Here is a 26,965-nt window from a genome sequence, read left to right on the forward strand (position 1 = left end):
CCGGTGTATCAGGTGGTGGACTGGTTGGGGTTCTGGCGGGGCGCAGGAATGGTGAGCAGGACCGTGGCCTGCTCGCGGGAAGCCACGCCCACGGTATGGGCGGTGTTGGTGAGGCGGGTGCGCAGGCCTCCGACGCCCTGTGCAGCCAGCGCAGCGCGAGTCCGGGCCCGGGCGTAGCGGGCGCGCAGGGCAGCGGCGACGCTGAGCGCGGAGGGCACCTGGTCGGCCACGGCCAGCGCGAGGCCGGTGGCCACCAGGACCAGCAGGCTCACCCCGGCCAGGGCGGTGCGCAGCCCGGCCTGGTCCGCGACCACACCGATCAGCGGCGGCCCGGCCAGCGGCCCGATGTAGGCCACCGTGGAGGCCAGGCCCACGCCCTTGGCGCCGTTGATCAGCCCGGCCCGGCCTATGGCCAGCGGGAAGACGTTGGCCAGGCCCAGCCCGACCAGCAGGAAGCCGGCCAGGGCGATCGGCAGGGAGGGGCCCAGGGCGGTGGTGAGGGCCCCGGCCGAGGCCAGCAGGGTGCCGGCCAGCAGCACGTGGGTGTCGCCGAAGCGGGCGATCAGGCGGTGCCCGGCCAGCCGTCCGGCCGCCATGGCCAGGCTGAACAGGGCGTACCCGGCGGCGGCCAGGCTGGGGTGGGCGTGCAGGTTCTCGCGCAGGTGCAGGGCTCCCCAGTCGCCCAGCGCGCCCTCGGCGAACGAGGAGCAGGCGGCGATCGCGCCCAGGGCCACGATCACGCTCAGGTGTGAGGCGAAGCGTGCGGGCATCGCCCGGACCGCGTCCGGCGGCAGCAGATTGACCGAGATGATCGGCCTACCAACGGGTTCGACCGGCATCGCGGTCTTGGCGTGCCGGCCCTGGGTGCCGGCTGGGCGCTCCCGGGCCGGCTCCACCACCTTGCTGATCACCGTGGCCAGCCAGAAGCAGACCGCCAGGCTCAGCGCCGAGATGATTGAAAGGTGAAGCGCTGCCGGGGAAAACCCGGCGAGCAGCCCACCGGTGGCGGCGCCGGCCAGGCCGCCCAGGCTGAACACGGCGTGCAGTGAGGACATCACCGGTCGTTTCGCCCGGGCCTCGACCTCTACGCCCAGGCTGTTCGCGGCGACATTCGCCGCACCGCTGGCCATCCCGAAAAAGATCAGGGCAAGGCACAGTTCGGATAGATTGCCGGCCAGGGCCGGGACCGGGAGGGTGACCGCGAAACTGGCCACGGCGACGATGCCCACGTGTTTGGAGCCGAAACGGGCACACAGGTAACCGGTTACCTGCATGCTGGCCAGGGCGCCGAGGGAGATGCAGAAGAGCGCGGCGCCCAGCGTGCTCGGCGTCAGCTCGAGGTGGCGGGCCACGTCCGGGACCCGGGCGGCCCAGCTTCCGAACGTGATCCCGTTCAGGGCAAAGAAAATCGCGGTGGCGATAAACACAGGAGTGTCCTCAGTGTGCGTCGGCAAGCCTGTGGTCGACGCGGACGGCTACCCGCCGCTGGGACGACCCGGACGTGGAGGAGACCTCGTCACGATCCGCGGGACAGACTTTGATTGGCCCCCGTGGCCAGACACCATCAGCCTGCGGGCTCCTCGCCCGGACGGTCAACCGGAACCGGTGTGGCTAGGTGTTTCCCACCTGACCTGCGGTTTCGTAGGTTACGCGAGCGTAGGGGCATCGTTGTCGTGCGGGGCCCGTGTTACGCCGGAGGCCCATCTTCCCCCTGATGGCCTAATGTCGTGCTCAGGCCGACGGCGCCGGTCCCCGGGGGAGGGGACACCCCGGTGGGCGAGTCGTCCAGGCTTGGTGTGCAGTCGGTGAATTGGCCTCCTGAACGTCACCTTGCGTTTCCTTGCCACAGATTGGCTGGCTGTGTCGACCGACGGGCGAGGATGGGCTTGATGCACCAACTGGTAAGGGCGCGGCGCTCCACGCCCCATCTGCTTCTGGCGGCCGGGGTCGGCGTCCTGGTGATGGCTCTCCTGGCCGGGGTGCTGGGCTGGCAGGGGCTGGTGCAGCGGGCCGACGCGCTGGAACGGGCCCGGGCCGAGACCGCCCAGCAGGTCAAGATCCAGACCGCGCGCACCACGCTGGTGATCGCCGACACCAACGCCGGCAACGACGTCCTCACCGGGGCCGACCCCACCCAGTTCCGCTACAAGCAGTTCGAGTTCAAGGCCCAGCCGGCGCTGCTGGGGCTGGTGGTCGCCGCCCGGGTGGATGCCGACGCGGCCACTCTGGCCACCGCCAACCGATTCCTCACCAGTTACGCCATGCAGGTCCAGAGCGCCCGCACGCTGGCCCGCAACGGGCAGGACAAGGAGGCCACGGCCACCCTCTCGGCCGCCTCGGCCCTGCTGCACGCCGAGGTCCTGCCCCGGCTGGCCGACGTGCAGAACGCCAGCCAGGAACGGCTCGAGGACGATCAGGCCGCCGCCGACCTGGCCCCGATCATCGCCCTGCTGGTCGGGATCGCCGCGGTGCTGGTGATTGCCGGCGTGCACCTGTGGCTCACCCGCCGCACCCGTCGCCTGCTGAACCTCGGTCTGGTGGGCTGCGTGCTGGTGCTGATCGTGGCCACCGGGGCCGGGGCGATCGTGGTCGCGGGCAGCCGGGACAAGGTGGTGGACGCCGAGGAGAACGCTCTTGAGGTGGTCGATTTCCTGGTCGAGGCCCGGTTCTCGGCCTTCGACGCGCGCTCGGGCGAGGCGCTGGCGGTGCTGAACGGCGGCACCGCCGAGAACGAGCAGAAGTGGTCCGAGCAGATGGAGCAGGCGGACTGGTACCTGCAGCGGGCCGGTCAGGGGCAGTCCTCGGCGGTCCGGGCGGACGTGGCCGTGATCACCGAGAAGCTGGCGGCCTACCGGGAGCGGCACCAGGAGCTGCTGGCGCAGGCCCAGGCCGGTAACACCCGCGCAGTGCAGAACATCGCGGCCAACCCGGCGCCCGAGGGCTCGGTCGGCTCGTTCGAGGAGTTCGACACCTACAGCGGCGCGCTGCTGGCCCGCCAGGTGCAGGCTGCGGACGACGCCTGGGAGTCGGCCGGGTCGAACCTGCGTCTGGTCGGCTGGCTCACCCTGGTGATCGGGGTGCTGGCCGCGGTGCTGGCCTGGGCCGGCATCGCCGCCCGGCGCCGGGAGTACCGCTGAGTCCAGATGCTTCAAGCAAAGGACGGTGTGCGCGCCGCGCGCGGTAACGGTCCAGTTCCGTAGCGGGCACCGATGAGAAAACCGGGCCGGCGTAGTCGTACCCACGAATGCGCCGACTCGGAAGGACTCGTCATGTTCGACTTCGCTCCGGCCACCCGGGAAGCCACCCGCCTGCTGCAGGGGATCCGCAGTGAGCACCTCGACGGCCGCACCCCTTGCGAGAAATGGCCGGTCGTCCAGGTTCTCAACCATCTACACGGCCTGAGCCAGGCCTTCACCGCCGGGGCCGAGAAGCGGCCACTGCCCTTCGACGGCCCGCCGCCGGAGCCGGACGCCGGGCTGCCCGAGAACTGGCGTGCCGAACTACCCCAGCTTCTGGACGGGCTGGCGGCCGCCTGGACCCGCCCCGAGGCCTGGGAAGGCATGACCCAGGTGGGCGGCGTGGACATGCCGGGCCAGGTCTGCGCCCTGGTCGCGCTGGACGAGGTGGTGGTGCACAGCTGGGACCTGGCCGTGGCCACCGGCCAGACGATCGCCGTGGACCCGGCGGTGGCCGCGACCCTGCTGGAGTTCTGGTCGGCGCAGGACACCGATCAGGACGACCTGCCGCTGCGCTCGGTGATCTTCGGGGAGGTGGTCCAGGTGGTCGATCAGGCAACGGTTTTCGAGCAGGTTCTGGCGCTCACCGGCCGCGACCCGCAGTGGCGCGCACCGGCGTCCTAAATCCGCTACTGCCCCGAGCGCAACGGTGTAATCATGATTACATGGAAGCTGATGAGCCGAGTCTGTACGACTGGGCGGGTGGGGCAGCGGCCTTCGAGGCGCTGATCAACGCGTTCTACGACCGGGTGGAGCAGGACGAGCTGCTCGCACCTCTCTTTCCGGGTGGGGTCGGCAAGGCCCACCGCGAGCACGTGACCACCTGGTGGATGGAGGTTTTCGGAGGGCCGACGGGCTACACCGACCGGTTCGGCGGCTATCCGGCCATGCTGCGGCACCACATCGGCCTGGGCATCACGCCACCCATGCGGTTCCGCTTCGCCTCGCTGATGAGCCTGGCTGCGGACGACGCGGGACTGCCCGACGATCCGGAGTTCCGGGCGGCGTTCGTGGGTTATGTGGAGTGGGGTACGCGGCTGGCGCTGGGCAACTCACAGCCCGGCGCCGAGGTCGTGCAACAGGCGCCGGTGCCGCGCTGGGGGTGGGGAGTGGCTCCGCCGTATCGGCCCTGAGCGCAAAGGCTTTCAGGCAGATGGGAGACGCTTGGCGCACCGATCGCTCGGATCCGGCCCACCCGCAGATGGTGGGGATTCGAGCAATCGGTGCGACCCGCGTCCTCAGTGTGTCGAGGCAACTACCTACTTCGGCTGGAACGACGGCAGGCCGCCGGAGAACTCCAGTTTCTGGCCGAAGCCGGAGGCCACGATCAGGGCTATGCCGAGCAGGACCACCAGCACCACGACCGCGAAGCAGGTGTAGCCGAGCACCCGGGCGCCCGGGCTCGCCGGGCTGTCCGAACCTTCCGGGGTGAGGGCCAGGGCGCGGATGCCGAGGGCGAACAGGGCCGGCAGGCCGGCGCCGAGCAGCAGACTGATCAGCAGGATGCGCCAGATCGCCTGCAGTTCCAGAGCGAGGGTGTGCACAGTGGTTCTCCTAGGCGAGGGTCGGGCTGGCCGGTGAGTCGGAACGATCGCCGGACGAGCCCGGTTCGCTCTGCGGGTCCCACTCGTCGTTGACGTTGTCCGGGTTCACCGGTTCCCGGCGCGAGCGCAGCCACATCGCCACGGTGGCCACCACCAGCAGCAGGGTGATCGTCACGGCGCCCAGGGTGCCCCCGCCCAGCAGATCGCCGATCACCCACATCAGGGCCCCGACCAGGCCGGCCGCCGGGATGGTGATCAGCCAGGCCGCCATCATCCGGCCCGCCACCCGCCAGCGGACCTCGGCCCCGGGCTTGCCCACTCCGGAACCGAGAATCGAGCCGGTGGCCACGTGGGTGGTGGACAACGCCAGGCCCATGTGGCTGGAGACCAGGATGACCGCGGCGGACGAGCCCTCGGCGGACATGCCCTGCGGCGGGGCGATCTCGACCAGGCCCTTGCCCAGGGTGCGGATGATCCGCCAGCCGCCCAGGTAGGTGCCCAGGGCGATGGCGACGGCACACACGGCTTTCACCCAGAACGGCACGTTCTCGGTGTCGCTCCAGTGCCCGGAGGCGATCAGGGCCAGCGTGATCACGCCCATCGTCTTCTGCGCGTCGTTGGTGCCGTGGGCCAGCGAGACCAGCGAGGCGGAGCCGATCTGGCCCCAGCGGAAGCCCGGGTTGGTGTCCGGGCCGGAGATGCCCCGGGCGATGCGGTACACCAGCCAGGTACCGACGGCGGCGACCAGCCCGGCCACCAGCGGGGCCATCACCGCGGGCAGCATGACCTTGCCGACCACCCCGTCGATCTTGGAGCCGTCCCCGTTCCAGTTCACCCCGCCGAAGCCCAGTCCGACCACGGTGGCGCCGATCAGCCCGCCGAACAGCGCGTGCGAGGAGCTCGAGGGCAGGCCGAGCAGCCAGGTCAGCAGGTTCCAGACGATGCCGCCGATCAGCCCGGCCAGCACGATCAGCAGCAGGCCGCTGCCCCCGTCGGTCAGCAGCTCGGGCCGGGGCGCTCCGCTGGCGTCCTGGATCTTCACCACCGCATTGGTGACCGTCAGCGCGACCTCCACCGAGAGGAAGGCGCCGATCAGGTTCAGGACGGCCGAGAGGGCCACCGCGGTTCGGGGCGTCAGCGCCCCGGTCGCGATGGAGGTGGCCATGGCGTTGGCCGTGTCGTGGAAGCCGTTCGTGAAATCGAAAGCCAGAGCTACCACGACAACCAGAAGGAGAATCACCGTTGCGGTTGTCACAGCGCCAGAATTTCTTCTGGACATGCTCCGGCTCCAGAGCTGACCGAAAGCTGTACGGCAGAGTTTGCCCGACGTTCACCGTGGGTCGCGAGATAATAGGAGGTTGGCTACCGGTCGTGGCTTGCTGTGACCCCCGGTAGTCCCCGGACCTCTTCGGAAGTCGCCCGCAGCAGGGCCTGTTCGGCCGTCGTGCGACTCTGGGCCAGGCTCGCCGACCTGACTCGCTGCTTGGTCTCCGGTACCCGGCGTGAAGTCACGCTGAGCTCGGTGACGCCGAGCCCCAGAAGCAGTGAGACGGCCCGCGGATCGGCCGCGAACTCCCCGCACACCGCCACCTCGGCCTGCCCAGCCGCGCCGTTGCAGGTGGCCCGGATCAGGTGCAGCACGGCCGGGTCGAACGGATCACCCAGGGCCGCGACCGCCTCGTTGCCGCGCTCGGCGGCCAGCGTGTACTGGGTCAGGTCGTTGGTGCCGATGCTGAAGAAGTCCACGTGCGGGGCGAAGCTGGCGGCCTTCAGGGCGGCGGCCGGCACCTCCACCATGATCCCGACCAGCAGCCCGGGCGGGGTGCCCTCGGTGGCGAGAACCTGATCCAGCAGGCTCCGTGCGGCCAGCAGTTCGTCCAGCGTGCTGACCATCGGGAACATGACGCTGACCGGCGTCTGGTGGGCGGTGCGCACGATCGCCCGCAGCTGGTCGGTGAGTAGCTCGGTGCGCAGCAGGCCCAGGCGCAGCCCGCGGACGCCGAGAAACGGGTTGGCCTCGAGTGGCATCGGAAGGTAGCCGAGCGGCTTGTCGCCACCGACGTCCAGAGTTCGCAGGGTGATCCGCTCGCCGCCGAAAGCGTCCGCCAGATCGAGGTAGGCGGACTCCTGCTCGTCCACGTCGGGCGCGGATTCCCGGCCGAGGAAAAGGAATTCGGTACGCACCAGCCCGATCAGATCGGCACCCAGGGCCCGAGCCGCGGTGGCCTCGGCGGGGGTGGAGGCGTTGGCTCCCACCAGGATCCGGAACCCGTCGCGGGTGATGGCCGGCTGGTGGGCGTCGGCCTGAGCGGCTTCCGCTGCTGCGCGGGCGGTTTCGGCCCGGCCGGTGAACGCGGCGATGGTTTCGGGGGAGGGGCTGACGATGAGTTCGCCGGTGGTTGCGTCGAGTGCCACGACAGTACCTTCAGGCCAATTGAGGACGTCGGTGCCCGCCGCGACGATCGCGGGTATCCCTCGCGCTCGGGTCAGGATGGCGGCGTGGCTGGTCGGGCTGCCGTACGCGGTGATGACGGCGAGGGTGGTGTCCGGGTCGAGGGTGGCGGCCTGGGCCGGGGCGAGATCGCGGGCGACCAAGATGGCTTCGCCTGAACGGGTTTCCGCAATCGGGATCTGGGGCAGGAGGGCGGCCAGGACTTGTTCGCCCACGGCGCGCACGTCGGCGCCCCGCGCTGCGAGGTATTCGTCGTCCAGGCTCTCGAACTGGCGGGCGGCTTCCAGTGTGGCGGCTGCCCAGGCCCGGGCCGCCGGCTGGCCGGCCAGGATCGCGGCCTGGGTCTGATTCAGCAGAGCGGGGTCTTCGAGCAGGGCCAGGTGGGCGTCGAAGATCGCCGATTCACCTTGGGCAACCGTGGCTCTCAGCTCGTGGATGTGCTGTCGGGTAGTAGCCAGTGCGCTTTCGAGGCGCTGTTTCTCATCGACGGGAGAAGTAGCGGGCTCAGCCTCGAAGTTCTCCAGGGTGGGGCCGGAGACAGCGTGACGGATCGGGCCGATGGCGATGCCCGGGGAAGCCGGTAGCGCAGCGGTGGGAAAAGGCTGCTGGGCGGGAGAACCGGTCGTGGCTGATGCGCCGGCGCTTTCGTCGAAGTTGCGAGCAGCCAGAGAAGTGAGGCGCTGCAGGGCTTCCTCCGCTGCCGGACCAGAGGCCCGGGCTTCGGCCTCGTGCCCGGTGCGCAGGCCCAGGGTGGCGATCCGGGAGAGGCTGGCGGCGCTGACCCAGGCCGATTCCTTGGTGACGTTACGGATTTCCACGACGGCGTTCAGGCCGCGCAGTTCGGCGACCAGTTTGGCAGCCGGGCGCGCATGAAGGCCGTGGGGCGGCGTGATCGTCAGGCGAGCCGTTGCCCAGGGCTGAGGTTGCTGCTGTTCCACCTCCACGACCTCGCCGCCGTCGGCCAGCTGGGACTGCTTGCCGAGCAAGCCATTACGCGCTTCTTCGGCTACTTCTGCGCGCCCGGCCCCACCAGCGGCCGCCACCACGGCCGCCACCAGGCCCTCCACCAGCGGCGCCGAGCACAACAGCGTTCGCCGGCGGACATCGTCCTCAATGAACTCCAGCGCCATCTCGGCCGACAGCACCGCACTGCCCAGGTCCATCAGCACGACGGAGCCGTCTTCGCCGTCCACCGCGCCGATGGCCTGGGCGATGGCCGCGGCGTCGGTGCCCAGGGTCTCCTCGTCCAGGCCGGCCGCCACGGCGATCGGTACCGGCCGGCCCGGCGTCATCTCCTCGGCCAGCGCGACGGCGGCCCGGGCCAGGGCCCGGCTGTGCGAGACGACGACGATCCCGACCATGCGCCTACTTTCCGTCCTCACCGTCGATCATCGTGTTGGCCGCCGCCCGGAACAGCAGAGCCAGGCTGGTGGCGCCCGGATCCTGGTGTCCCACACTGCGTTCGCCCAGGTAGCTGGCCCGGCCCTTGGTGGCCAGCATCGGGATCGTGGCGTCCCGCCCGGCCTCGGCGGCATCGGCCGCGGCCCGGATCGCATCGTCGAACGGGGTGCCCTCTGCCAGCGCCGACTCCAGCGTGTCGACCGCCGGGATCAGGGCGTCCAGCAGCGTCTTCTCACCCGCGGTGGCCTTGCCCCGGGCCGCCACGCCGTCCAGCCCGGCCCGGAAGGCCTGGGCCAGCGACTGCGGGCCGAGGGCGTCGCAGTCCCCGGCCGAGGCGGCCATCCGCAGGAACAGCGTGCCGTAGAGCGGGCCGCTGGCCCCGCCGACCGTGCTGACCAGAGTCATGCCGGACTGCTTGAGGATCGGGCCGATGCTGTCCGGCGCCTCGTCGTCCACCAGCGCGGTGATCACCGCCTTCATCCCGCGGGCCAGGTTCGACCCGTGGTCGGCGTCCCCGATCGCCGAGTCCAGCTCGGTCAGCTCGGCCGCGTGCTCCTCGACGTCCCCGGCGAACCGGATCAGCCACGACTTCAAGGTGCTGACATCGACGATCTCGCTCACTCAGACTCCCCAGCGCAGTCCCGGCGTTCGCACCGGGGCATCCCACAGACGGACCAGTTCATCGTCCACCTTCAGCAGGGTGAGCGAGCAACCGGCCATGTCCAGACTCGTGATGTACGGCCCGACCAGCGAACGCGCCACCCGCACCCCGGCCTTCTCCAGCACCGCGGCGACCTCGCCGTACATCAGGTAGAGCTCCAGCAGCGGGCTGGCCCCCAGGCCGTTGACGAAAGCGATCACCCCGTCCCCGCCGGTGAAGTCCAGGTCGGCCAGGATCGGCTCGACGAGCATCTCGGCGATCTCTTTCGCCGGGGCCAGGGGCACCCGGCGGCGGCCCGGCTCACCGTGGATCCCGATGCCGATCTCCATGTCGGTCCCGGGCAGGTCGAAGGTGGGCTTACCGGCGGCCGGAACGGTGCAGGAGGTGAGGGCCACGCCCATGCTGCGGCCGTTCTCGTTGACCTTGCGCACGATGTCGGCCACGCCGTTCAGGTCGCGCCCGGCATCGGCCGCGGCCCCGGCGATCTTCTCGGCCAGGACGGTGACCCCGACACCCCGGCGCCCGGCGGTGTAGAGCGAGTCCTGCACGGCCACGTCGTCGTCGGTGACCACCGCGACCACCTCGACACCGGTCTCGGCCGCGGCGATCTCGGCGGCCATCTCGAAGTTCATCACGTCGCCGGTGTAGTTCTTGACGATGTGCACGACTCCGGCCCCGGAGTCCACGTTCTTGGTCGCCTCGACGATCTGGTCGGGCACCGGGGAGGTGAAGACCTCGCCCGCGACGGCCGCGTCGAGCATGCCCGGGCCGACGAAACCGCCGTGCAGCGGCTCGTGCCCGGAGCCGCCGCCGGAGATCAGCGCGACCTTGCCGGGGACCGGGGCGTCGGACCGGTAGACGATTCGGTGATTGAGGTCGACCCGCAGTTCCGGATGGGCCAGGCCCAGCCCGCGCAGCGACTCGACGACGATGTCTGAGGGGGCGTTCAGCAGCTTCTTCATCGAGCGCTCCTGCTCCTCGGTCCTTGATCCACCGGTCGGTGCCAACCTACGCCAGGCCCCGGCGGGCCACCAGGGACCGGGCTGGAGCGGAAGACGGGACAACCGCGGACGAACTACCGTGCCTTCTGCTGACGCAGCATCGCCGCCGTGATCACAAGGGGAGTGTTCGACGTGGGGAAACTTGACGGTCAGGTTGCTTTCATCACCGGGGCCGCCCGGGGGCAGGGGCGCAGCCACGCCCTCCGGCTGGCCCAGGAGGGGGCCGACATCATCGCGGTCGACCTCTGCGCGCAGATCGACACCGTGCAGTATCCGCTGGCGACCCCGGACGATCTGGCCGAGACGGCCCGGCTGGTGGAGGCGCTGGACCGGCGGATCTTCACGCAGATCGCCGATGTCCGGGACCGGCCGGCGCTGCAGGCCGCGTTCGACGCGGGGGTGGCCGAGCTGGGGCCGGTGCGCATCGTGCTGGCCAACGCCGGCATCGCGCCGATCTCGCTGGATCCGCCGGCCGGGGAGTGGCAGGACGTGATCGACGTGAACCTGACCGGGGTCCACAACACCGTCGAGGTGGCCCGCGCGGCGCTGGTCGAGAACGGGCAGGGCGGGGCGATCGTGATCACCAGTTCCACCGCCGGCCTGGTCGGGATCGGCGGCCGGAACCCCGGCAGCCTGGGCTACGCGGCGGCCAAGCACGGCGTGGTCGGGCTGATGCGGCTGTACGCCAACCACCTGGCGCCGCACTCGATCCGGGTGAACACCGTGCACCCGACCGGGGTCAACACCCCGATGATCATGAACGATGCGATGCAGGACTTCCTGAACCGGGCCGAGACCGAGGGGAACAGCCCGCTGCAGAACGCGCTGCCGGTGCCGGTCCTGCAGCCGGAGGACATCTCGAACGCGATCGCCTGGCTGGTCAGCGACGAGGCCCGCTACATCACCGGGGTGACTCTGCCGGTGGACGCGGGTTTCGTGAACAAGAAGTAGCGGTGAGCCGGTCGGTCCGGGTTATTCTCACGCTGAAAAAATCACCCGGACCGAGAGGCACATCGACGTGACCGCCGAACTGGAGCGCATCGAGCGCGCCGAGACCCGGGCCGGAGTGCGGGCCACCTACGCCGCCTTCATCGCCACCGGCTTCATCTTCGCCAGCTGGGCCTCGCGGATCCCGCACTTCCAGCGCCAGCTCGACCTCAGCCCGGGCCAGCTCGGCCTGCTCCTGCTGGCGATTGCGGTGGGCTCGCTGACCGCGCTGCCGATGGCCGGGGCGATCGTCACCCGGTTCGGTTCCCGGCGCACGGTCGCGGTGCTGGCCGCGCTGGACGGGCTGGCGGTGGTCGTGGTGGCCCTGGGCTATCAGGCCGGAGTGCCGCTGGTGGCCTTCGGGCTGGTGCTGTTCGGCTTCGCCCAGGGCGGCTGGGACGTGGCGATGAACGTGCAGGGCGCAGTGGTGGAGCGGCGGCTCGGGCTGGCGATCATGCCGCGCTTCCACGCCGGGTTCAGCCTCGGCACGGTGGCCGGGGCGCTGCTGGGGGCGCTGATGGTGGCGCTGCACGTTTCACCGACCGGGCACCTGCTGGTCGTGGGACTGCTGATAGCCGCCCTGGTGCCCGTCGCCGTCCGTGATTTCGTCCCCGACACCGAACCGGAACCCGAGCTCGAACCCGGGGCGCCGACGTCCTCTGGTTCGAAGGTCTCCGCCCTGGCGGCCTGGACCGAACCGCGCACCCTGCTGATCGGGCTGTTCGTGCTGACCTTCGCCTTCGCCGAGGGGGCGGGCAACGACTGGGCCAGCGTGGCGCTGATCGACGGGCACGGCACCTCGATCGCGCTCGGCACCCTGGGTTTCGCGTTGTTCCTGACCGCGATGACGGTGGGCCGCTGGTTCGGCCCGCACCTGCTGGCCCGGTTCGGCCGGGTGGGCCTGCTGCAGGTGATGGCGGCCACCGCGACCCTCGGCATCCTGCTGTTCGTTCTCGGCCCGAACGCGCCGCTGGCCTTCGTCGGGACGCTGCTGTGGGGGCTGGGTACGGCGCTCGGCTTCCCGGTCGGGATGAGTGCCGCGGCCGACGAGCCCACCCGGGCGCCGGCCCGGGTCAGTGTGGTCGCCTCGATCGGGTACTGCGCCTTCCTGGGCGGCCCGCCGCTGGTCGGGCTGCTCGGCGACACGTTCTCGGTGCTCAGCGCGGTGCTGGCGGTCGCGGTGGCAATGTTCGTCGGCTTCCTGGTGGCGCCCTCGACCCGCGAGCCGGCCTGAGGCTACTATGGCTAGCTCTTGGGCTAGGCAAGTTAGCTCACTGGCCGGAAGGGGCGAGCTGTGCCCAGAGTGGGGCTGACCCCGGAACGAGTGGTGGCCGGGGCCGAGGAACTGGCCGACGAGGTGGGTCTGCCGGCGATGACCCTGGCCGCGCTGGCGGCCCGGCTCGGGGTGAAGCTGCCCAGCCTGTACAAGCACGTCAGCGGGATGGAGGCGCTGCAGCGGGAGATCTCGTTGCGGGCGATGACCGAGCTGGGGCAGGTGATGTCGCGGGCCGCCGCCGGAAAAGCCGGTGATGCGGCGGTGATCGCCCTGATGGCGGCGGCCCGGCAGTGGATCAAGCAGCATCCGGGGCGGTACGCGACCACCGTGCGCGCTGCCTCCGCCACCGACGAGCAGGCGGTCGCGGTCAGCGAAGAGGCCCTGAGCGTGCTGATGGATGTGCTGGCCGGGTACGGCCTTTCCGGCAAAGACGCGGTGGACGGGGCCCGGGCGGTGCGCTCGGTGCTGCACGGCTTCTCCACGCTGGAGATCGCCGGCGGGTTCGGGATGCCGGTGGACGTGGACCGCAGCTACGACCTGCTGGTCCAGGCGTTGTGCCGCAGCCTCGGTTCCTGGGGGTCAGCGACGCCGGCGTGAACGCACGGCATGCGCCGGGACCACTTCGCCCGGATCGACCGTGGCCCCGCGTAACACGGTGGCCCGGGCGGCGACCCAGGCGCCCTGGCCGATGTGGATCGGGGCGTTGTCGAACTCGAACGCCGGGTCGTCGTGCCGGTGACTACCGGTGCACAGCATCGATTCCTGGCTCAGGCAGACGTCGTCCTCGATCGTGATCGGCTCGAGGTTGAGCAGCCACACTCCCTCACCGATCCAGCAGTCGTCGCCGATGCTCAGATTCCACGGCCACTGCACCCGCACCCGGTGCCGGATCAGCACCCGCTCGCCGACCTGGGCCCCGAACGCCCGCAGGATCGCCGGGCGGAAACGGGCCGGCAGCCACCACTTCGAGAACACCAGGTTCATCGTGGCGAACCAGGCGGCCTGCCACAGGGGCGAGCGCTTCTTGTCGTACCCGGCTCCGGTGAAGGCGGAAAGATCACGTACCAGCAACGGACGCGGGGGCGCGGGTGGGTTGTGCGGGCTCAGCAGGGCGTCCAGCGAGGGGACAGCCCGCCGGCCCGGGCTGGGCACCGCGCGGATGGTCTGGTCCACGTGCTCGCTCATCGTTCGGTGCACTCCTCGATCAGCGCGTCCAGACGGGCCGCGGCGGCCTCCCGGCCCAGGTTGGCCTCGGCGTATTTGCGCCCCAGCAGACCCATTTCCAGGCACTGGCCGGGGGCTGCGCGCAGCGCCAGCACGCTCGCGGCCAGTGCCGCGGGATCGCCGGGGGCCACCAGGTGGGCGGCGCCGTTGGTGCGGCGCAGTTCGGTGGCGGTGGCACCCTCCGGCCCGACCGCGGCGAGCACCGCCCGGCCGGCGGTCAGGTACGAGGTGAGCTTGCTGGGCAGCGACATGTCACCCACCCCGGGCCGCTCGTTGACCACCAGCAGATCGGCGGCAGCGAGCGACTGCGGGTACCGGACACCGTCCAAAGGCCCGATGAAATCCAGGTTCTCCAGACCGTGAGCCTGGGCCCGGATCGCCTCGCGCTGGCTGCCGTCGCCGACGATCACGAACCGCACCCCGGCGTCGCGCCGGGCGCAGATCCGGGCCGCCTCGACCAGATTGCCCAGATCCTGCTTCAGGCCGATGTTTCCGGTGTGCACCACGGTGAACTGCTGCTGGGGCCAGCCCAGGGCGGCCCGGGCGTCGGGCTTGGACAGCCCGGAGGCGTGGATGTGAGTCCAGTTCGGCAGCAGCCGGATCCGCTCGTCCGGCACCCCGTAGGCGTGCAGCTGGCTGCGGAAGGAATCGCTGACCACAGCCACCAGATCGGCCCGGCGCAGGGCGTAGCGCTCCACCGCCGCAGTGGCCTGGGCGACCTTGCCGCCGCCCGCGATGCCGCTCTGGCTGGCGGCTTTCGCCATCAGGTCCTGCACCACCACGATCAGCTTGGCCCCGGTGCGCTGCGCCATCTGGGCCGCCGCGACCGCCCCGCCCAGCGCCGGGGTGACCGCCACGACCACGTCGGGGCGCTGCTCGATCCCGGTGGTCAGGCAGTTCAGCAGGAAGGTGAGCTCGTAACCGGCCCGGCGCAGCGCGGTCTGCCGGCCGGGCACGTAGTGGCGCAGCCGCCGGATGGTCAGCCCGTCGTGCTGGCCCAGCCCGGCCACCCCGTCGAACGCGTCCCCGGTCTGGCGGGCCACCTCGCGGCTGCGCAGCCGGAACCGGTACTGCGGGTCGAGCTGCCAGTTCGGGTAGTGCGGCATGCCGGTGAGCACGGTGACGCTGCGGGCGCCGATCGCCAGGTGGTCGGCCATCCCGGTGGTGTACGGCGCGATCCCGGTCGGCTCGGGGGCGTAGTTGATCCCCACCACGAGCACGTGCTTGCCGGCCAGCGGCGAGGTGTGGCGCTGACTGGGGACTGCCGCCGACAACGGTGCTTTCGGCAGGATGACCGGCAGTTCGGCCTGTGGTTCCTGAACGGTCGGGCGTGGATCCATCGTCAGTAGGCTCCCGAGCCATGGGTCACGGCGCGCACGGTGCGCCAGAGAATGGACAGATCGAGCGCCAGTGACCAGTTGTCGACATAGCGCAGGTCGAGCCGCAGCGACTCTTCCCAGGTCAGGTCCGAGCGGCCGGAGACCTGCCAGAGGCCGGTCATGCCCGGACGCACCCGCAGCCGGCGGATCTCGGTGGGGGAGTAGCCGGCCACCTCGCTGGGCAGCGGGGGCCGCGGGCCGACCAGGGACATGTTGCCGCGCAGCACGTTCAGCAGCTGGGGCAGTTCGTCCAGCGAGTACTTGCGCAGCACCCGGCCGATCCGGGTGACCCGGGGGTCGTTGCGGATCTTGAACAGCACCCCGTTGCCCTCGTCGGCCTTGGCCAGCTCCTTCAGCCGGGCCTCGGCGTCGGTGACCATCGAGCGGAACTTGTACACGGTGAACTCGCGGCCGTCGGTGCCCACCCGGGTCTGCCGGAACAGCGCCGGGCCCCGGCTGGTCAGCCGCACGGCCAGGGCCAGGGCCAGCATCAGTGGGCCGAGCAGGACCAGCAGGACCAGGGTGGCGCTGTAGTCGAAGGCCACCTTCATCGCCCGCCGGGTGCCCTTGAGCACCGGGCGTTCCAGGTGCAGCAGCGACATCCCGGCCAGCGGGCGGATCGAGAGCCGGGGCCCGGCCACCTCGACGATGCCGGGCGAGACCAGCAACTCCACCCCGCGGTCCTCCAGGGCCCAGGACAGCCGGCGCAGGGTGTGCCCGGAAAGGTCGGGCTGGGAGACGATGGCCACCGCGTCGGCGGCGGAGTACTCCACGGCCGCGAGCACCTGGGTGGGGGTGCCCAGCACCGGGACGTCGTGCACGTGCGAGAGCGAGACCTCGTCGGCCGGCAGGCAGACCCCGACCGGCACGATGGCGTGGTGCAGCGAGTTCTCGGTGTGCCGCAGCTGCTCGATCAGGGCGATCGCGGCGTGGCTGCGCCCGACCACCAGGGTGCGGTGCAGCCCGCGCCCGGCCGCCCGCGAGCGGCGCAGCCCGATCCGCAGCAGGCAGCGGCCGAAGATGCTGCCCAGCACCGCGAACGGCACCGTCATCAGGGCCAGCGTGCGCGGGAAGTTGCCGTTGAGGATGTAGGCCACGGCGGCCACGGTGGCGAACAGGATCAGCCCGGCCCGGACCAGCCGCTGGAACTCGTCGGCGCCCGCCCCGACGTAGCGGTGCTCGTAGGTGCGGTACAGCCAGGCCAGGGTGACCCAGGTGACCGGCAGCAGCACGGGCAGCAGCAGGTACACGTCGGGAACGGTCCCGAACCGCACCCGTACCGCGAGCGCGGCGCCCAGCGCGGCCACCGTCCCGTCCCAGCCCCGTGCATACCGGCTGTAGCGCTCGAGCAGGTCGCGCGGGCGCTCCGGGCGGCGGGTGATCCGGTGATTGGTCCGCGCCGAGGGCACCAGCAGTTCGTCGAAGGCGACCTCGGCGACGGGCCCCGGGTCGGGGTTCGCCACCAGTTGCTGAGGCACGGTGGCGGTCGTCGACGCGGGGAGCTGGTCGATGGACAGCGCTGCTCCTGAGGCCTCGGAAACGGACATCGCAATTCGCCCCCCACAGCACGGAAAAAGGCCCGACCGGAACTGACCCCCATTGGCCGAAACGGACCCGGGCCCAGGCTAGGGCGAATGATCTTGCAGCGCTGGACTTTCCGGAAACCTCAAGAGTTCAGGCCCGTTCGGGTGGCACACCCGCACCGCCCGGCCGAGCCGAGAATTCGCCGATCGGCCGATGGTGCGGGAAATGGCCACCCGGGCCAATTCGGGCATTCGCCCCGGCTGACTCACCGGGCATCACCGAAAGGCAAAAGAAATGCAGAAGAAAGGCCTTCGGTGTGTGCCCGCCGACGACGGCCTCGTTGCCCTGCGCCCACGGGATCCGGCGATCTGCCGTCGCCGTCCCTGGCGTGGCTGGTTGCTCAGTGTTGCTCGATCACTTTCTGCGATCAGAACCGTACACCACGTGAAGCCGTCATGTGGCACTCGGGTATTGACGGGTTGCATTGGGTGATTGATGGTGATTTGACCGGCTGGTAGGGCGTGGGTGCGGCACACCCGCGCGCGGGCGGTGGAGCTTCTACCCTCAGATGCTCAGGGAGCGACGTGTGACTGTGAACGAGACCACCGGGAGAGCAGGATCGTCCGCGGCGGGCCGGCATCTGGCGGAGCCGAGCCCATCCTCCGCACCCCCCGACGACCTGGTCACCCGACTGCTGTGCGCGGCCTGTTACCTGCACGACGACATCGCCGACTTCGCCCACGCCTCACTGCTTTTCCCCAGCCGCCGGGCGTTCAGCCCGAACTGGCAGGTGGACGTGGTGGCGCTGGCCCGGCACGCGAGCCGGGCGAAAGAGCTGCGGACCGGCCGGGACCGCTGGCTGAACCGCGCCGTCTGGTACGTCGGGGCCGGCCTGATCGGCGCCTTCGTGCTGCTGGTGGCCGGTGTGCTGAACCTGTTCCAGCTGGTCCTGGCGGTGATGTTCCTGCTGTTCTGGGCCTACGTGATCGCGGTCGGGATCGTGTTCAACCAGCTGCGCACGGCCCGGCGGGCGGCGGTCGACGTGGTGCTCGACCCGGCTGCCGACCCGCCCCCGCCGCTGGCCAGCCGCTCGGCCGAGGAGGCCCTGCACGACCTGAACCGCTGCAACGCGGTGCTCTACCGGGGCGACGGCGCACCCTTCGTCGGTTCCGGGGTCAAGCTGGACTCCTGGCAGATCACCATCGACATCAGCAAGCGCACCGAACCGGAGTTCGAGCCGGTCACCGGGGCCGAGCTGCAGGCGGCGCTGCTGGAGCTGCTGCCCGGCAAGATCTCGCCCCGGCCGATCGGGGCGCATCGGCTGTACGTGCGCGGCGGGGCCAGCGCGTTGTCGGTGGATCTGTACCGGGTCGGGCCGCTGGAACGGGATCTGACCGAGCAGCTGAACTTCCGCCGCCCGGTCACCGTGGTGCCGACCGCACAGCTGCGGCCCTACTTCGACCGGCGGGACGAATCGGCCCGGGTCTACACCTGTTTCCAGCTGTCGTCCTGGGGCGGGCAGGTGATCGTCTCGCTGTTCGTGCGGGCCCACGTGGCCAACCAGACGCTGTTCATCGAGGGGCAGGTGTACGCGCTGCGCCCGCTGCACCCGGAGCTGTACGAGGCCCGTTCGCTGCCGGTGGGCACGGCCACGGAGCTGCAGACGCTGGGCCCGATCGCCCTCGCCACCGCCACTTCCCTGCTGGTGAACGCGCCCTCGACGATGCTGAAGAACATCCGGACGGCGCGGCTGGACGTGGCCAACGCGGCCGAGGCCGACTCCGAGATCGCCAGCCGGCGGGACGTGGACTTCGGCGCGGTGAAGAGCGTGCGCGAGGAGGTCACCAACTTCGATCTGGGCGAGCACTTCGCCGCGGCCGACGAGGAGCTGTACTACCAGGTCTTCGTGCGGCGGACGATGGAGTGCATCGACACGTTCCTGACCACGCGCGGGGTGGACACCACCGAGTTCTCCGGGCAGAGCGCCGAGATCATCTCCCAGACCACCACCAACGCCCGGACGATCTACGGGGCGGCGACCGACGGCTGAACGCCCGACGCCTGAGCGCCCGATGCGGCCAGCAACTGCTCGGCCAGGTCGGATCGCCGGTAGAGCACCGAGCGGCCGTGCCGGACTGCCACCAGCAGTCCGGCCGCCCGCAGGGCCCGCAGGTGCTGGTTGACCGCGGTGGGGGTGACGCCCAGACCGAGAGCCAGTTCGGTCGAGGACGCGGGGGCGGCCAGGCGCTGCAGCAGCGCGGCCCGGTGTGATCCGAGGACGCCGGCCAGGGCCTCGGAGGTGGGCAGCGGGGCCGATTCCCAGAGGGTTGCCCGGCCTCGGGGCAGGTAGATGATCGTGGGCGGTTCGTCGGGGGAGACCGGTACGCAGGCGGCACTGGTCCACAGGCTCGGTACCAGGGTGAGGCCCTGGTCCGCCGGCCGGATCCAGTCCGGCCCGGCGCCGGATTGCACTTCGACGGTGTCGCCGTCCATCCGTACACGGTCGGACAGGTCCGCGAACATGGTGGCCAGGCCGTGCTGGGCGATCTGGCGGCCTCGATAGGTGACGTCCGCCTCCAGTACCGCTCTCATGCGCGGCCAGTCCGGAGCGAAGCACAACTGCCAGTACTCCTCCAGTGCGCTGATCATCCGCCGGAGCGCGTTGCGACCCTGCAGCACCTCGGGCACTGGCTCGTCGCCGGGGTAGGTCGCCGCCACGTCCCGGCGGACCGTGGCGGCGGGGACCGACTCCAGCCGGGCCAGCTCCTCCTCGAACCGGGTCAGCGGTGAGGAGGGCTGCCGCGTAAGGAAATCCGGCACCCAGCGCCGGGACGAGACCAGTGCCTGCAGCATCTCGGTGTCCAGTTGCCCGTGCAGCGGCCGGGTCCGGCGGATCCACGGCAGGTGCAGCGGATACCGGCCCGGCTCACGCCAGCTGCGCAGCGACAGCACCAGCTCGTTGAGCGGCGAGATGCCGAACCGCACGTCGGCCAGTGCGGTGCCGGTCAATGCGTAGCGCACCACCATGAAGCAGAACGCTACATCGATCGCGGTCGGCGGCCGAGCGGGCTGCACTGTGCGCATGCCCACTGCACCGCACCGGCGAGATCCGGTTCTGCAAGCGCTGTACCTTTCTTCGGCCGCGACGGCCACGACGCTCGGCCTGCTCTTCAGTCTCAGCGCGCTGTACCTGACCCGGGTGGCCGGCCTCGGTGCGCGGACGGTCGGAGCCGGTCTGACCATCGCCGGGATCTTCGCCATCGCAACGACTTTTCTGGCCGGCCGGCTCTGCGACCGGTACGGCACCCGAACGGTCATGGCCGCGGCGGCGGTGATCCAAGCTGCCGCGCTGACCGGATACTGCCTGCTGCAGGGCAACGTCGCGCTCTTCGTCCTGCTGGCCTGCGCCCTGCTGGGAGCTCAGGGGGTTCAGGGCACGGCCAAGGTCACGCTCGTCGCCCTGGTCTTCGCCGGAAGCGGCCGGACCGCAGCCCGGGCCAAGATGCGAGTGATCACAAACATTTTCGTGGCGGTGGGCTCCGGACTGGGGGCTCTGACGCTCGCCATCGGCACGGCTTCGGCCTGTCGGAGCGCCCTGATCGCCGCTGCGGTCCTGATGCTGTGCTCGCCGCTGCCGCTGGCCCGGCTGACCTTACCCAGCGCCCCGCCGCCCACGCCCGGCGCTCCAGCACCGCTGCGCGACCGCCGATACCTGGCCCTGGCCGCCCTGAACGGGGTGATCTACGTCCAGTTCGAGGTGCTCACCCTGGGCCTGCCGTTGTGGGTGGCCACCCGGACCGAGGCCTCGGACGCCCTGATCGGGATCTTCATCGTGCTCAACACCGCCGTGGTGACGGCCTTGCAGGTTCCGGCCACCCGCCTGGTCAACGGGGTGCCGGCGGCCGGCCGTACGGTCTTCGGCGCCACCGGACTGCTGGCCCTGGCCTGTGTGCTCTATCCGGTCGCGGCCTGGTTCGATGCCCTGGTGGCCAGCATCGTCCTGGTGTTCGCCGTCCTGGTGCACTCCTGCGGCGAGGTGCTGTCCGAGGCGGGTGGCTGGGAACTGGCCTTCGAGCTGGCCGATCCCGCCCGTCCCGGCGCCTATCAGGGAGTCAGCCAGACCGGTGCTGCCGTAGGGGCGGCGCTGGCGCCGGTGGTGATCACCTCCAGCGCCCTCGCCTACGGTTTACCCGGCTGGTTGTTCCTGGGCGGGGCCTTCGTTGCGGCCGGTGCCGGCACCCGGATGCTGAGCGCCACCACTACGAAACCGGCGCCGGCAACCGTCCCTCAATGAGATCTCAGTGCATCGCGTCCACGTGGGCCACCGGACGGCTGGGGAAGGTCTCCTTGGCCCGCATCACCAGCAGCAGCGCCACCGCGGTGAGCACCGCGCCGATCACCGGCAGGAGCACCAGATGGCCGTTGTGGAAAAGCCGTTCGCCCAGCAGGGCGCCGCTGCCGATGCCGATCTGGAAGGCCACCACCTGCACCGAGGCGGCCGCGTCCTTGGTGGTCGGGGCCCGGCGGATCACCGCGGCCTGCAACGCCATCGACAACGGGGAGGAGGCGTAACCCCAGAGGATCACGATCACCGCGGTGATCACCAGGCCCGGGGTGGTGACCAGCACCGCCATCGACAGCGACATCAGGCCCAGGATGGTCATCGTCACCAGGTCGGGCCGACGGTCGATGAACCGCCCGGCGGTGAGGTTGCCGAGCACCCCGGCGATGCCGAAACCGAGCAGAAGCAGGGCCAGTGAGCTGCCGGTGATGCCCCCACCGCGCTCGGCCAGGGGCGCCACGTAGGTGTAGGCGGTGAACTGCCCGAGCACCGCGATCACCGTGATGGCGCAGCCGGGAACGGTTGCCTTGGAGACGATCTGGCGCCCTGCACTGGCGAACAGGCCGCCCAGGCTGGCTGCCGCGTCCTTCGGCAGGACCGGCAGGACGGGCACCACCAGCAGGATGCCGACCAGGCTGAGCGCACCCACCGCGGCCACGCTGACCACCGCGATCCGCCAGCTGCTGGCCTGACCGATCACGGTGGCCAGGGGAGCACCCATCACCATCGCCAGGGCCGAGCCGGTGAACACCAGGCCCATCGCCTTGCCCGCCATCTGCGGCGGGGCCAGCCGGGAGGCGATCGGCGCGACGATCGCCCAGAACACGCCGTGGGCCGCGGCCGAGAACACCCGGGCCAGGGTGAGAACCAGGAACGAGGGGGCGAACGCGGCCATCAGCTGCGCCACCACGAACACCAGCAGCGTGGCCGCGAGCAGCCGGTGCCGGGGGAAACGCATGGTCAGGGCGGTCATCGGGATGGTGGTGACCGCGGCCACGGCGGCGTACGAGGTCAGCAGCAGACCGACCTGCGCCTGGGTGACGTCCAGGCCGGCGCTGATCTCCGGCAGCAGGCCGACCGGCATCATCTCGGCGGTGACGAAGATGAACGAACATGTCGCCAGGACGATCAAGGCGGCATAGTTGGGCCTGTCCGGCAGGCGGAACGCACTTGCCGGGGGCTGCTTGACCGGGGCCACCGGGTCAGGGAGAAGGGCATGGGTCTGGCTCAGGTCGGGGCTGGACACACGCTCGATATTAAACTCTGTTGTCGAGCAAAAACAGGGAGTGCTTCGGTCGTGATCGGGACGAGGGCGTCCGAATTGCTCCGGGTGGTACACGAAAACCCCGACGTGACCCGCGCCGATGCGGCCCGTCTGGTCGGGATCGGCACCGGTGCGGCCACCGAGCTGGTGGCGCGGCTCACAGCCGCCGAGCTGATCAGCGAGCGTCCCGCCGAGCCCTCCGGCCGCGGCCGGCCGACCACCGTTCTGCAGCCGCACCCCAAGGGGCCGCTGGTGCTGGCGGTGGCCTTCACGCACGAGTCCTGGCGGGCCGAGGTGGTTCAGCTGGGCGGTGCGGTGGTGGCCTGCGACGGCGACGAGGAGATGGCGCACGCCTACGGCGAGGGCGACCGGATCCTGGTCGAGGTGAAGGACCGGCTGACCCGCCTGCGGCGGCGGTTCCGGGGACGGATCCGGGGCATGGGCGTCTCGGTGCCCGGCCTGGTGGCGATGGACCGGCTGGTGGAGGCGAGCACGCTGGGCTGGTCGGGGGTGAACCTGGCCACGCTGTGGCCGAATGCGCCGGTGACGGCGGTCGGGAACGACGCCACCTTCGCCGGGGCGGCCGAATCCCGGCGGGGCGCGGCGGTCGGGGCGGCCGTGGCCCTGCACATCCGGGTGGACGCGGGGCTGGGCGGGGCGCTGGTCGAGAACGGGCGGGTGCTGACCGGGGCGGTGGGGCTGGGCGGGGAGTTCGGGCACATCCCGTTCGGCGCAGACGACGTGGAGTGCCCGTGCGGGGCGCGGGGCTGCTGGGGGCCGAGTCTGGACGGGCACGCCCTGGCCCGGCTGCTGGACCATCCCGACCCCAAAGACCCGGTGGCCTATGCCCGGCGGGTGCTGGCGGCGGCCGCGACCGAGGCGGGGGAGCGGGAACGTCAGGCGGTCGAGGTGGTCGCCGCCCGCCTGGGCCGGGGCATTGCCGGGCTGGTCAATGCGATCGATCCGGACCTGGTGTCGGTCGGCGGGCTGGGGGTGGACTACCTGGCGGCTGCCTCGCGCTCGCTGGACGATGCCTATCTGGCCGGGCTCATGGCTTTTCGCCGGTCGGACCCGCCACCGGTGGTGGCGGCGGAGCTTCTCGAGGGCGGTCCGGTGGCGGGTGCGGCCGAGGAGGCCTGGGCCCGGCTCTGGCCCCTGCTGCCTACCTGATCTTCAGGCCCCGGGCAGGTACAGGCAGAACGGGTGGCCGGACGGGTCCTGCAGCACCCGCACGTCGTCCTGCGGCTGGAAGGTGGCCAGGGTGGCGCCGCACTCCAGTGCCCAGGCCACGGCCGGTTCCAGTTCCTGCACCAGGATGTCGAGATGGACCTGCATCCGGACCTGCCCGTCAGCGGCCGGCCAGGCCGGGCGCACGTGCTCCTGCTCCAGTTGGAACGACAGCCCGGCACCGGTCGGGGCCTTGATCTTGCGCCAGTCGGGCAGCTCGTCCTGGTCCAGTTCCCAGCCCAGAAGCCTGAGGTAGAACTCCGAGAGCCCCTTCACGTCGTCGGTGTCGAGCACTGTGCTGGTCAGCGTCAGCGATGGTCTCGTCATGGGCCCAGTTTAGAATGCGGGGCATGTCGGACGCTCCCGCAGTCACTTACGCAGATGTCGAGGCCGCCGCCGCCCGGATCCAAGGGTTCGTGCACCGCACCCCGATCGTCACCAGCCGCCGGATCGACGCCGCCGCCGGGGCCCAGATCTTCTTCAAGTGTGAGAACCTGCAGCGGATCGGGGCTTTCAAGATCCGCGGCGCGTACAACGCGATCGCCCGGCTGAGTCCTGAGCAGCAACGGAAGGGTGTGGTCGCGTTCTCGTCCGGCAACCACGCGCAGGCCGTCGCCCTGGCCGCGCGGGCGCTCGGCGTTTCCGCCACGATCGTGATGCCGCACGACAGCCCGGCTTCAAAGCTGGCCGCCACCAAGGAGTACGGCGCCCAGGTCGTCGGCTACGACCGTTACACCGAAGACCGGCTGGCCATCGCGGCGAAGCTGGCCGAGGAGAAGGGCCTGAGTCTGGTGCCGCCGTTCGATCACCCGGATGTGATCGCCGGAGCGGGCACAGCGGCCAAAGAGCTGATTGAGGACGTCTCTGGGCTCGATGCGCTCTTCGTTCCGTTGGGCGGTGGTGGGCTTCTGTCCGGAACCGCGCTCAGTGCAAGGGCTCTGGCGCCGGGGATCGAGCTGTACGGGGTGGAGCCGGAGGCCGGGGACGACGGGGTGCAGTCGTTGCGGGCGGGCCGGATCGTCACCATCCCCACCCCGCAGACCATTGCCGACGGCGCCCAGACCACCTCGCTGGGACAGCACACCTTCCCGATCATCCGCGACCTGGTCGACGACGTGTTCACCGCTTCGGACGCCGAACTGGCCTCAGCCATGCGGCTTCTCGCGGTCAACGCCAAGCTCGTGGTGGAGCCCACCGGAGTGCTCGGCCTGGCCGCCGCGCTGCGCCGGGCCCCGGGTGACCTGGCGGGCGCGCGCATCGGCGTGGTGCTGACCGGCGGCAACGTCGACCTGGACCGCTACGCCCAGCTGCTCACCAGCGTCTGAGATCGCTACGGGCGCCGCAGGTATTCGTTGCAGTCGGCCACCGGCATCGGCACGCTGTAGAACGAGCCCTGCGCGTGGTCGGCGCCCAGCGACGTGACCAGCTCCTGATCCGCCGCCGTCTCCACCCCTTCCACCGTGACCTGCATGCCCAGCCGGTGGGCGAGGGCGATGGTGGAGGCCAGCACGTCCCGCCGGCCCGAACCCGGGGCCGGCGGCTGCTGGCGCCCCGACCCGAACAACCGGCTGGCCCGGCGGACGGGTGCGGCGTCGGCCGGGCTCGGCAGCGGACGCTCGGCGGCCAGGAAGTCACCGGCCAGCTTCAGCGTGCGCACCCCCAGCCCGGGCAGCTCGGCCAGCCGGGCCAGGTGCGCCCGCCCGGTGCCGAAGTCGTCCAGGGCCAGGCTCACTCCGACGTGCGCCAGATCGCGGATCACCGCCTGGGCCGACGGATCGCCCAGCGCCGCGTGCTCGGTGATCTCCAGCTGCAGCTGGTGCGGCGGTAGACCGGTGCTCTCCAGCACGGTGACCACGTGCCGCACCGTGGCCTGCTCGGTGAGCTGCTGCGGATCCAGGTTGACCGAAACCGCCGGGCCCCGCCCCAGCGACCGGTCCCAGGCCCGGGCCTGCCGGCAGGCCCGCTCCAGCACGCTGCGCCCGAGCTCCTCGATCAGCCCGGCCCGCTGGGCCAGCGGGATGAACGAGTCCGGCTCGAGCAGGCCCAGCCGCTCGTGTTCCCACCGGGCCAGCGCCTCGACCATCTCCACCCGGCCCGAGCGCAACCCGACGATCGGCTGGTAGTGCGCCAGCAGCCGTCCGGACGTGATCGCCCGGGGCAGCTCGGCGGCCAGCGTCAGCCCGGCGACCTGCTTGGCCGCCCGCTCGACCTCGAACAACGCGATCGAGCCGGTACCGCGCTCGCGGGCCCAGGCACCGGCCAGGCCCACGTCGCGCAGCACGGTCTCCGGATCGGCCGAGGCGGTCGGCCGGGACACCACGCCCACCGAGGGGGAGAGCACCATCGCCTGCTCGCCCAGGGCGATCGGGGCGCGGACCGCGTTCTGCGCCCCGGCCACCCGCTCGGCGACGCCCTCAGCGCTCGTGGTGTCGCCCGTCCGTTGCTGGTTGTGTCCCATCGACTGCACGCCGATCGCCGCGACGATGAACTCGTCGCGCCCGACCCGGCCGATCAGCTCCTGCTGGCCGGGGAACCGGGTCTGCAGACGCTCGGCCACGGTCCGCAGCAGCTGGTCGCCGACCGCCGGGCCGAACCCGCGGTCGAGCGGCTCGAACCCGCCCAGGGTGAGCAGGCAGACCCCGAGCACACCCGGCGGAGAGGTGGCCAGCAGCTCGGTCAGCGCGGCGGTGAAGCCCTTGCGGTTGAGCAGGCCGGTCAGCGGGTCGCGCAGCTCGGCCCGGCGCTGGTCGTCCCGCACCCGCTCCAGCGCCAGCAGCGCCGAGCTGCGGATCGCGTCCTGCTCCTCGAGCGTCTTGTCGCGCACCGCCCGCACGAAGCCGGCGCTGATCGCGGAGATCACCTCGGCGACCCGCTGCTGCAGCTCCTCGTCGTCGCCGCCGAGGAAGCGGCGGATGATCAGCGCGGTGGTGCGGCCCAGGGCGTCGGGGGCGCCGAAGCCCATCTGCACCAGCGCCTGGCCCAGTTCGGAAGCCGGGCCGGGGTCGAACTCCACGGCCCGCAGCGTCTCGATCAGCCGGATCGTCCAGCGGCGCAGGTCGGCCACCACCACCGTGCGGTCGGCCGCCACGAAGCCGGTGCCGGCCATCAGCCGGGCCCACTCCCAGGCGAACAGGGCGGTGTTGACCGAGGTGCCGTCCAGGGCGAGGACGTCCCGCTCGGCCGGGACCGGCGCCGCGGACGTGCCGTTGCCGGACCCGTTGCTCTTGCCGTTCCCGTTGCCGCCGTCGGCCCCGACGGTCGGTGTGCTCTGGCTCATGCTGGCTCCGCCGTCCCTGATCGAGCGCGTGCCGTTCGCCCGGGATCTGATCCGCACCAGGTGTTGGGGTGTGCTCTGCGGGAACGCTCCGGCCTTCTCGGGCGTGGTGTTCACCGGATTCCCTCCACAACTGCGGACCGCGGCCGGTGGTCGGTGGGATGGTGCGTGGA

At 71.1% G+C, this 26,965-nt stretch carries 23 protein-coding genes; 10 read left to right on the forward strand and 13 right to left on the reverse strand.

All coding sequences use genetic code 11. The annotated features are described in order from the left end of the window. Positions 1-8: 8 nt before the first annotated feature. Positions 9-1,427 carry an MFS transporter gene (locus tag LR394_RS18555; protein ID WP_231443608.1) on the reverse strand — a complete coding sequence of 473 codons (1,419 nt, stop codon included), beginning with the start codon at positions 1,425-1,427 and terminating at the stop codon, positions 9-11. A 462-nt stretch (positions 1,428-1,889) separates the two neighbouring features. On the opposite strand from LR394_RS18555, the gene LR394_RS18560 reads away from it, so the two are divergent. The 3 genes from LR394_RS18560 (at position 1,890) to LR394_RS18570 (ending at position 4,369) form a co-directional block, all read left to right on the forward strand. Then, a complete protein-coding gene (locus LR394_RS18560; protein ID WP_231443611.1) occupies positions 1,890-3,137 on the forward strand; it encodes a hypothetical protein in 1,248 nt (415 codons plus the stop codon). A gap of 132 nt (positions 3,138-3,269) precedes the next feature. Continuing rightward, positions 3,270-3,860: a TIGR03086 family metal-binding protein gene (locus LR394_RS18565; RefSeq protein WP_231443613.1), complete on the forward strand. Its 591-nt coding sequence runs from the start codon at positions 3,270-3,272 to the stop codon at positions 3,858-3,860. A 41-nt stretch (positions 3,861-3,901) separates the two neighbouring features. Further along, positions 3,902-4,369 carry a group II truncated hemoglobin gene (locus LR394_RS18570; RefSeq protein WP_231443615.1) on the forward strand — a complete coding sequence of 156 codons (468 nt, stop codon included), beginning with the start codon at positions 3,902-3,904 and terminating at the stop codon, positions 4,367-4,369. A 126-nt stretch (positions 4,370-4,495) separates the two neighbouring features. On the opposite strand, the gene LR394_RS18575 is transcribed toward LR394_RS18570, so the two are convergent. From LR394_RS18575 to dhaK, 5 genes are all read right to left on the reverse strand, one after another. Further along, on the reverse strand, positions 4,496-4,780 hold the full coding sequence (locus tag LR394_RS18575; RefSeq protein ID WP_231443617.1) for a hypothetical protein: 285 nt from the start codon (positions 4,778-4,780) through the stop codon (positions 4,496-4,498). A 10-nt stretch (positions 4,781-4,790) separates the two neighbouring features. Beyond that, positions 4,791-6,035 (reverse strand): inorganic phosphate transporter, encoded by a 1,245-nt coding sequence (locus LR394_RS18580; protein WP_231443620.1) that lies wholly within the window; start codon positions 6,033-6,035, stop codon positions 4,791-4,793. 107 nt (positions 6,036-6,142) lie between these two features. Beyond that, the gene (gene ptsP / locus LR394_RS18585) at positions 6,143-8,593 is read right to left on the reverse strand and encodes a phosphoenolpyruvate--protein phosphotransferase (protein WP_231443622.1); all 2,451 of its coding nucleotides are present in this window, start codon (positions 8,591-8,593) and stop codon (positions 6,143-6,145) included. A 4-nt stretch (positions 8,594-8,597) separates the two neighbouring features. Further along, the gene (dhaL, locus tag LR394_RS18590) at positions 8,598-9,254 is read right to left on the reverse strand and encodes a dihydroxyacetone kinase subunit DhaL (RefSeq protein WP_231443624.1); all 657 of its coding nucleotides are present in this window, start codon (positions 9,252-9,254) and stop codon (positions 8,598-8,600) included. Then, positions 9,255-10,256, reverse strand: a complete 1,002-nt coding sequence (gene dhaK / locus LR394_RS18595) for a dihydroxyacetone kinase subunit DhaK (protein WP_231443627.1) — start codon at positions 10,254-10,256, stop codon at positions 9,255-9,257. Positions 10,257-10,427: 171 nt separating this feature from the next. Here dhaK and LR394_RS18600 point away from each other — a divergent pair, with 171 nt between their 5' ends. The 3 genes from LR394_RS18600 to LR394_RS18610 all read left to right on the forward strand — a co-directional run bounded on the left by LR394_RS18600 (position 10,428) and on the right by LR394_RS18610 (position 13,155). Continuing rightward, positions 10,428-11,246, forward strand: a complete 819-nt coding sequence (locus LR394_RS18600; protein WP_231443724.1) for a mycofactocin-coupled SDR family oxidoreductase — start codon at positions 10,428-10,430, stop codon at positions 11,244-11,246. A 67-nt stretch (positions 11,247-11,313) separates the two neighbouring features. Next, the gene (locus tag LR394_RS18605; RefSeq protein WP_231443629.1) at positions 11,314-12,516 is read left to right on the forward strand and encodes an MFS transporter; all 1,203 of its coding nucleotides are present in this window, start codon (positions 11,314-11,316) and stop codon (positions 12,514-12,516) included. Between the two features lie 60 nt (positions 12,517-12,576). Next, positions 12,577-13,155, forward strand: a complete 579-nt coding sequence (locus LR394_RS18610) for a TetR/AcrR family transcriptional regulator (RefSeq protein ID WP_231443631.1) — start codon at positions 12,577-12,579, stop codon at positions 13,153-13,155. Here the strand turns inward: LR394_RS18610 and LR394_RS18615 are convergent. The 3 genes from LR394_RS18615 to LR394_RS18625 are packed head-to-tail and all read right to left on the reverse strand — an operon-like array spanning position 13,138 to position 16,708. Further along, the gene (locus LR394_RS18615) at positions 13,138-13,743 is read right to left on the reverse strand and encodes an LbetaH domain-containing protein (protein ID WP_231443633.1); all 606 of its coding nucleotides are present in this window, start codon (positions 13,741-13,743) and stop codon (positions 13,138-13,140) included. The genes LR394_RS18610 and LR394_RS18615 overlap by 18 nt on opposite strands. Further along, positions 13,740-15,122 carry a glycosyltransferase gene (locus tag LR394_RS18620; protein ID WP_231443635.1) on the reverse strand — a complete coding sequence of 461 codons (1,383 nt, stop codon included), beginning with the start codon at positions 15,120-15,122 and terminating at the stop codon, positions 13,740-13,742. The genes LR394_RS18615 and LR394_RS18620 overlap by 4 nt, the downstream gene beginning before the upstream one ends. A gap of 2 nt (positions 15,123-15,124) precedes the next feature. After that, entirely contained in the window at positions 15,125-16,708 is a 1,584-nt protein-coding gene (locus LR394_RS18625; protein WP_231443637.1) for a sugar transferase, read from the reverse strand. Between the two features lie 563 nt (positions 16,709-17,271). Here LR394_RS18625 and LR394_RS18630 point away from each other — a divergent pair. Next, positions 17,272-18,735: a hypothetical protein gene (locus tag LR394_RS18630; RefSeq protein WP_231443639.1), complete on the forward strand. Its 1,464-nt coding sequence runs from the start codon at positions 17,272-17,274 to the stop codon at positions 18,733-18,735. On the opposite strand, the gene LR394_RS18635 is transcribed toward LR394_RS18630, so the two are convergent. Beyond that, a complete protein-coding gene (locus LR394_RS18635; RefSeq protein WP_231443641.1) occupies positions 18,711-19,769 on the reverse strand; it encodes an ArsR/SmtB family transcription factor in 1,059 nt (352 codons plus the stop codon). The two genes, LR394_RS18630 and LR394_RS18635, sit on opposite strands and share 25 nt — an antisense overlap. On the opposite strand from LR394_RS18635, the gene LR394_RS18640 reads away from it, so the two are divergent. Then, positions 19,768-20,979, forward strand: a complete 1,212-nt coding sequence (locus LR394_RS18640) for an MFS transporter (protein ID WP_231443644.1) — start codon at positions 19,768-19,770, stop codon at positions 20,977-20,979. The two genes, LR394_RS18635 and LR394_RS18640, sit on opposite strands and share 2 nt — an antisense overlap. 4 nt (positions 20,980-20,983) lie before the next feature. On the opposite strand, the gene LR394_RS18645 is transcribed toward LR394_RS18640, so the two are convergent. Beyond that, entirely contained in the window at positions 20,984-22,273 is a 1,290-nt protein-coding gene (locus tag LR394_RS18645; protein ID WP_231443646.1) for an MFS transporter, read from the reverse strand. A 51-nt stretch (positions 22,274-22,324) separates the two neighbouring features. Here LR394_RS18645 and LR394_RS18650 point away from each other — a divergent pair, with 51 nt between their 5' ends. Next, complete coding sequence (locus LR394_RS18650) at positions 22,325-23,461, forward strand: ROK family transcriptional regulator (RefSeq protein ID WP_231443647.1); 1,137 nt, start codon at positions 22,325-22,327, stop codon at positions 23,459-23,461. Between the two features lie 3 nt (positions 23,462-23,464). Here LR394_RS18650 and LR394_RS18655 read toward each other — a convergent pair whose 3' ends face one another. Further along, a complete protein-coding gene (locus tag LR394_RS18655) occupies positions 23,465-23,845 on the reverse strand; it encodes a VOC family protein (protein ID WP_231443649.1) in 381 nt (126 codons plus the stop codon). Positions 23,846-23,868: 23 nt separating this feature from the next. Between LR394_RS18655 and LR394_RS18660 the strand changes: the two genes are divergently transcribed. Continuing rightward, positions 23,869-24,843, forward strand: a complete 975-nt coding sequence (locus LR394_RS18660; RefSeq protein WP_231443651.1) for a threo-3-hydroxy-L-aspartate ammonia-lyase — start codon at positions 23,869-23,871, stop codon at positions 24,841-24,843. 5 nt (positions 24,844-24,848) lie between these two features. Here the strand turns inward: LR394_RS18660 and LR394_RS18665 are convergent, their stop codons facing one another. Then, a complete protein-coding gene (locus tag LR394_RS18665) occupies positions 24,849-26,909 on the reverse strand; it encodes a putative bifunctional diguanylate cyclase/phosphodiesterase (protein WP_231443653.1) in 2,061 nt (686 codons plus the stop codon). Positions 26,910-26,965: the final 56 nt, after the last annotated feature.

It is taken from the genome of Kineosporia babensis (genome assembly GCF_021129305.1).
In the GTDB taxonomy this organism is placed as follows: Bacteria; Actinomycetota; Actinomycetes; order Actinomycetales; family Kineosporiaceae; genus Kineosporia; species Kineosporia babensis.

Excerpts from the sequence above, each read along its gene's own strand:
- LR394_RS18560 (WP_231443611.1), top strand. The coding sequence starts at position 1,890 with ATGCACCAACTGGTAAGGGCGCGGCGCTCCACGCCCCATCTGCTTCTG.
- LR394_RS18565 (WP_231443613.1), top strand. The coding sequence starts at position 3,270 with ATGTTCGACTTCGCTCCGGCCACCCGGGAAGCCACCCGCCTGCTGCAG.
- LR394_RS18570 (WP_231443615.1), top strand. The coding sequence starts at position 3,902 with ATGGAAGCTGATGAGCCGAGTCTGTACGACTGGGCGGGTGGGGCAGCG.
- ptsP (WP_231443622.1), bottom strand. The coding sequence starts at position 8,593 with ATGGTCGGGATCGTCGTCGTCTCGCACAGCCGGGCCCTGGCCCGGGCC.
- dhaK (WP_231443627.1), bottom strand. The coding sequence starts at position 10,256 with ATGAAGAAGCTGCTGAACGCCCCCTCAGACATCGTCGTCGAGTCGCTG.
- LR394_RS18615 (WP_231443633.1), bottom strand. The coding sequence starts at position 13,743 with ATGAGCGAGCACGTGGACCAGACCATCCGCGCGGTGCCCAGCCCGGGC.
- LR394_RS18620 (WP_231443635.1), bottom strand. The coding sequence starts at position 15,122 with ATGGATCCACGCCCGACCGTTCAGGAACCACAGGCCGAACTGCCGGTC.
- LR394_RS18625 (WP_231443637.1), bottom strand. The coding sequence starts at position 16,708 with ATGTCCGTTTCCGAGGCCTCAGGAGCAGCGCTGTCCATCGACCAGCTC.
- LR394_RS18640 (WP_231443644.1), top strand. The coding sequence starts at position 19,768 with ATGCCCACTGCACCGCACCGGCGAGATCCGGTTCTGCAAGCGCTGTAC.
- LR394_RS18635 (WP_231443641.1), bottom strand. The coding sequence starts at position 19,769 with ATGCGCACAGTGCAGCCCGCTCGGCCGCCGACCGCGATCGATGTAGCG.
- LR394_RS18655 (WP_231443649.1), bottom strand. The coding sequence starts at position 23,845 with ATGACGAGACCATCGCTGACGCTGACCAGCACAGTGCTCGACACCGAC.
- LR394_RS18660 (WP_231443651.1), top strand. The coding sequence starts at position 23,869 with ATGTCGGACGCTCCCGCAGTCACTTACGCAGATGTCGAGGCCGCCGCC.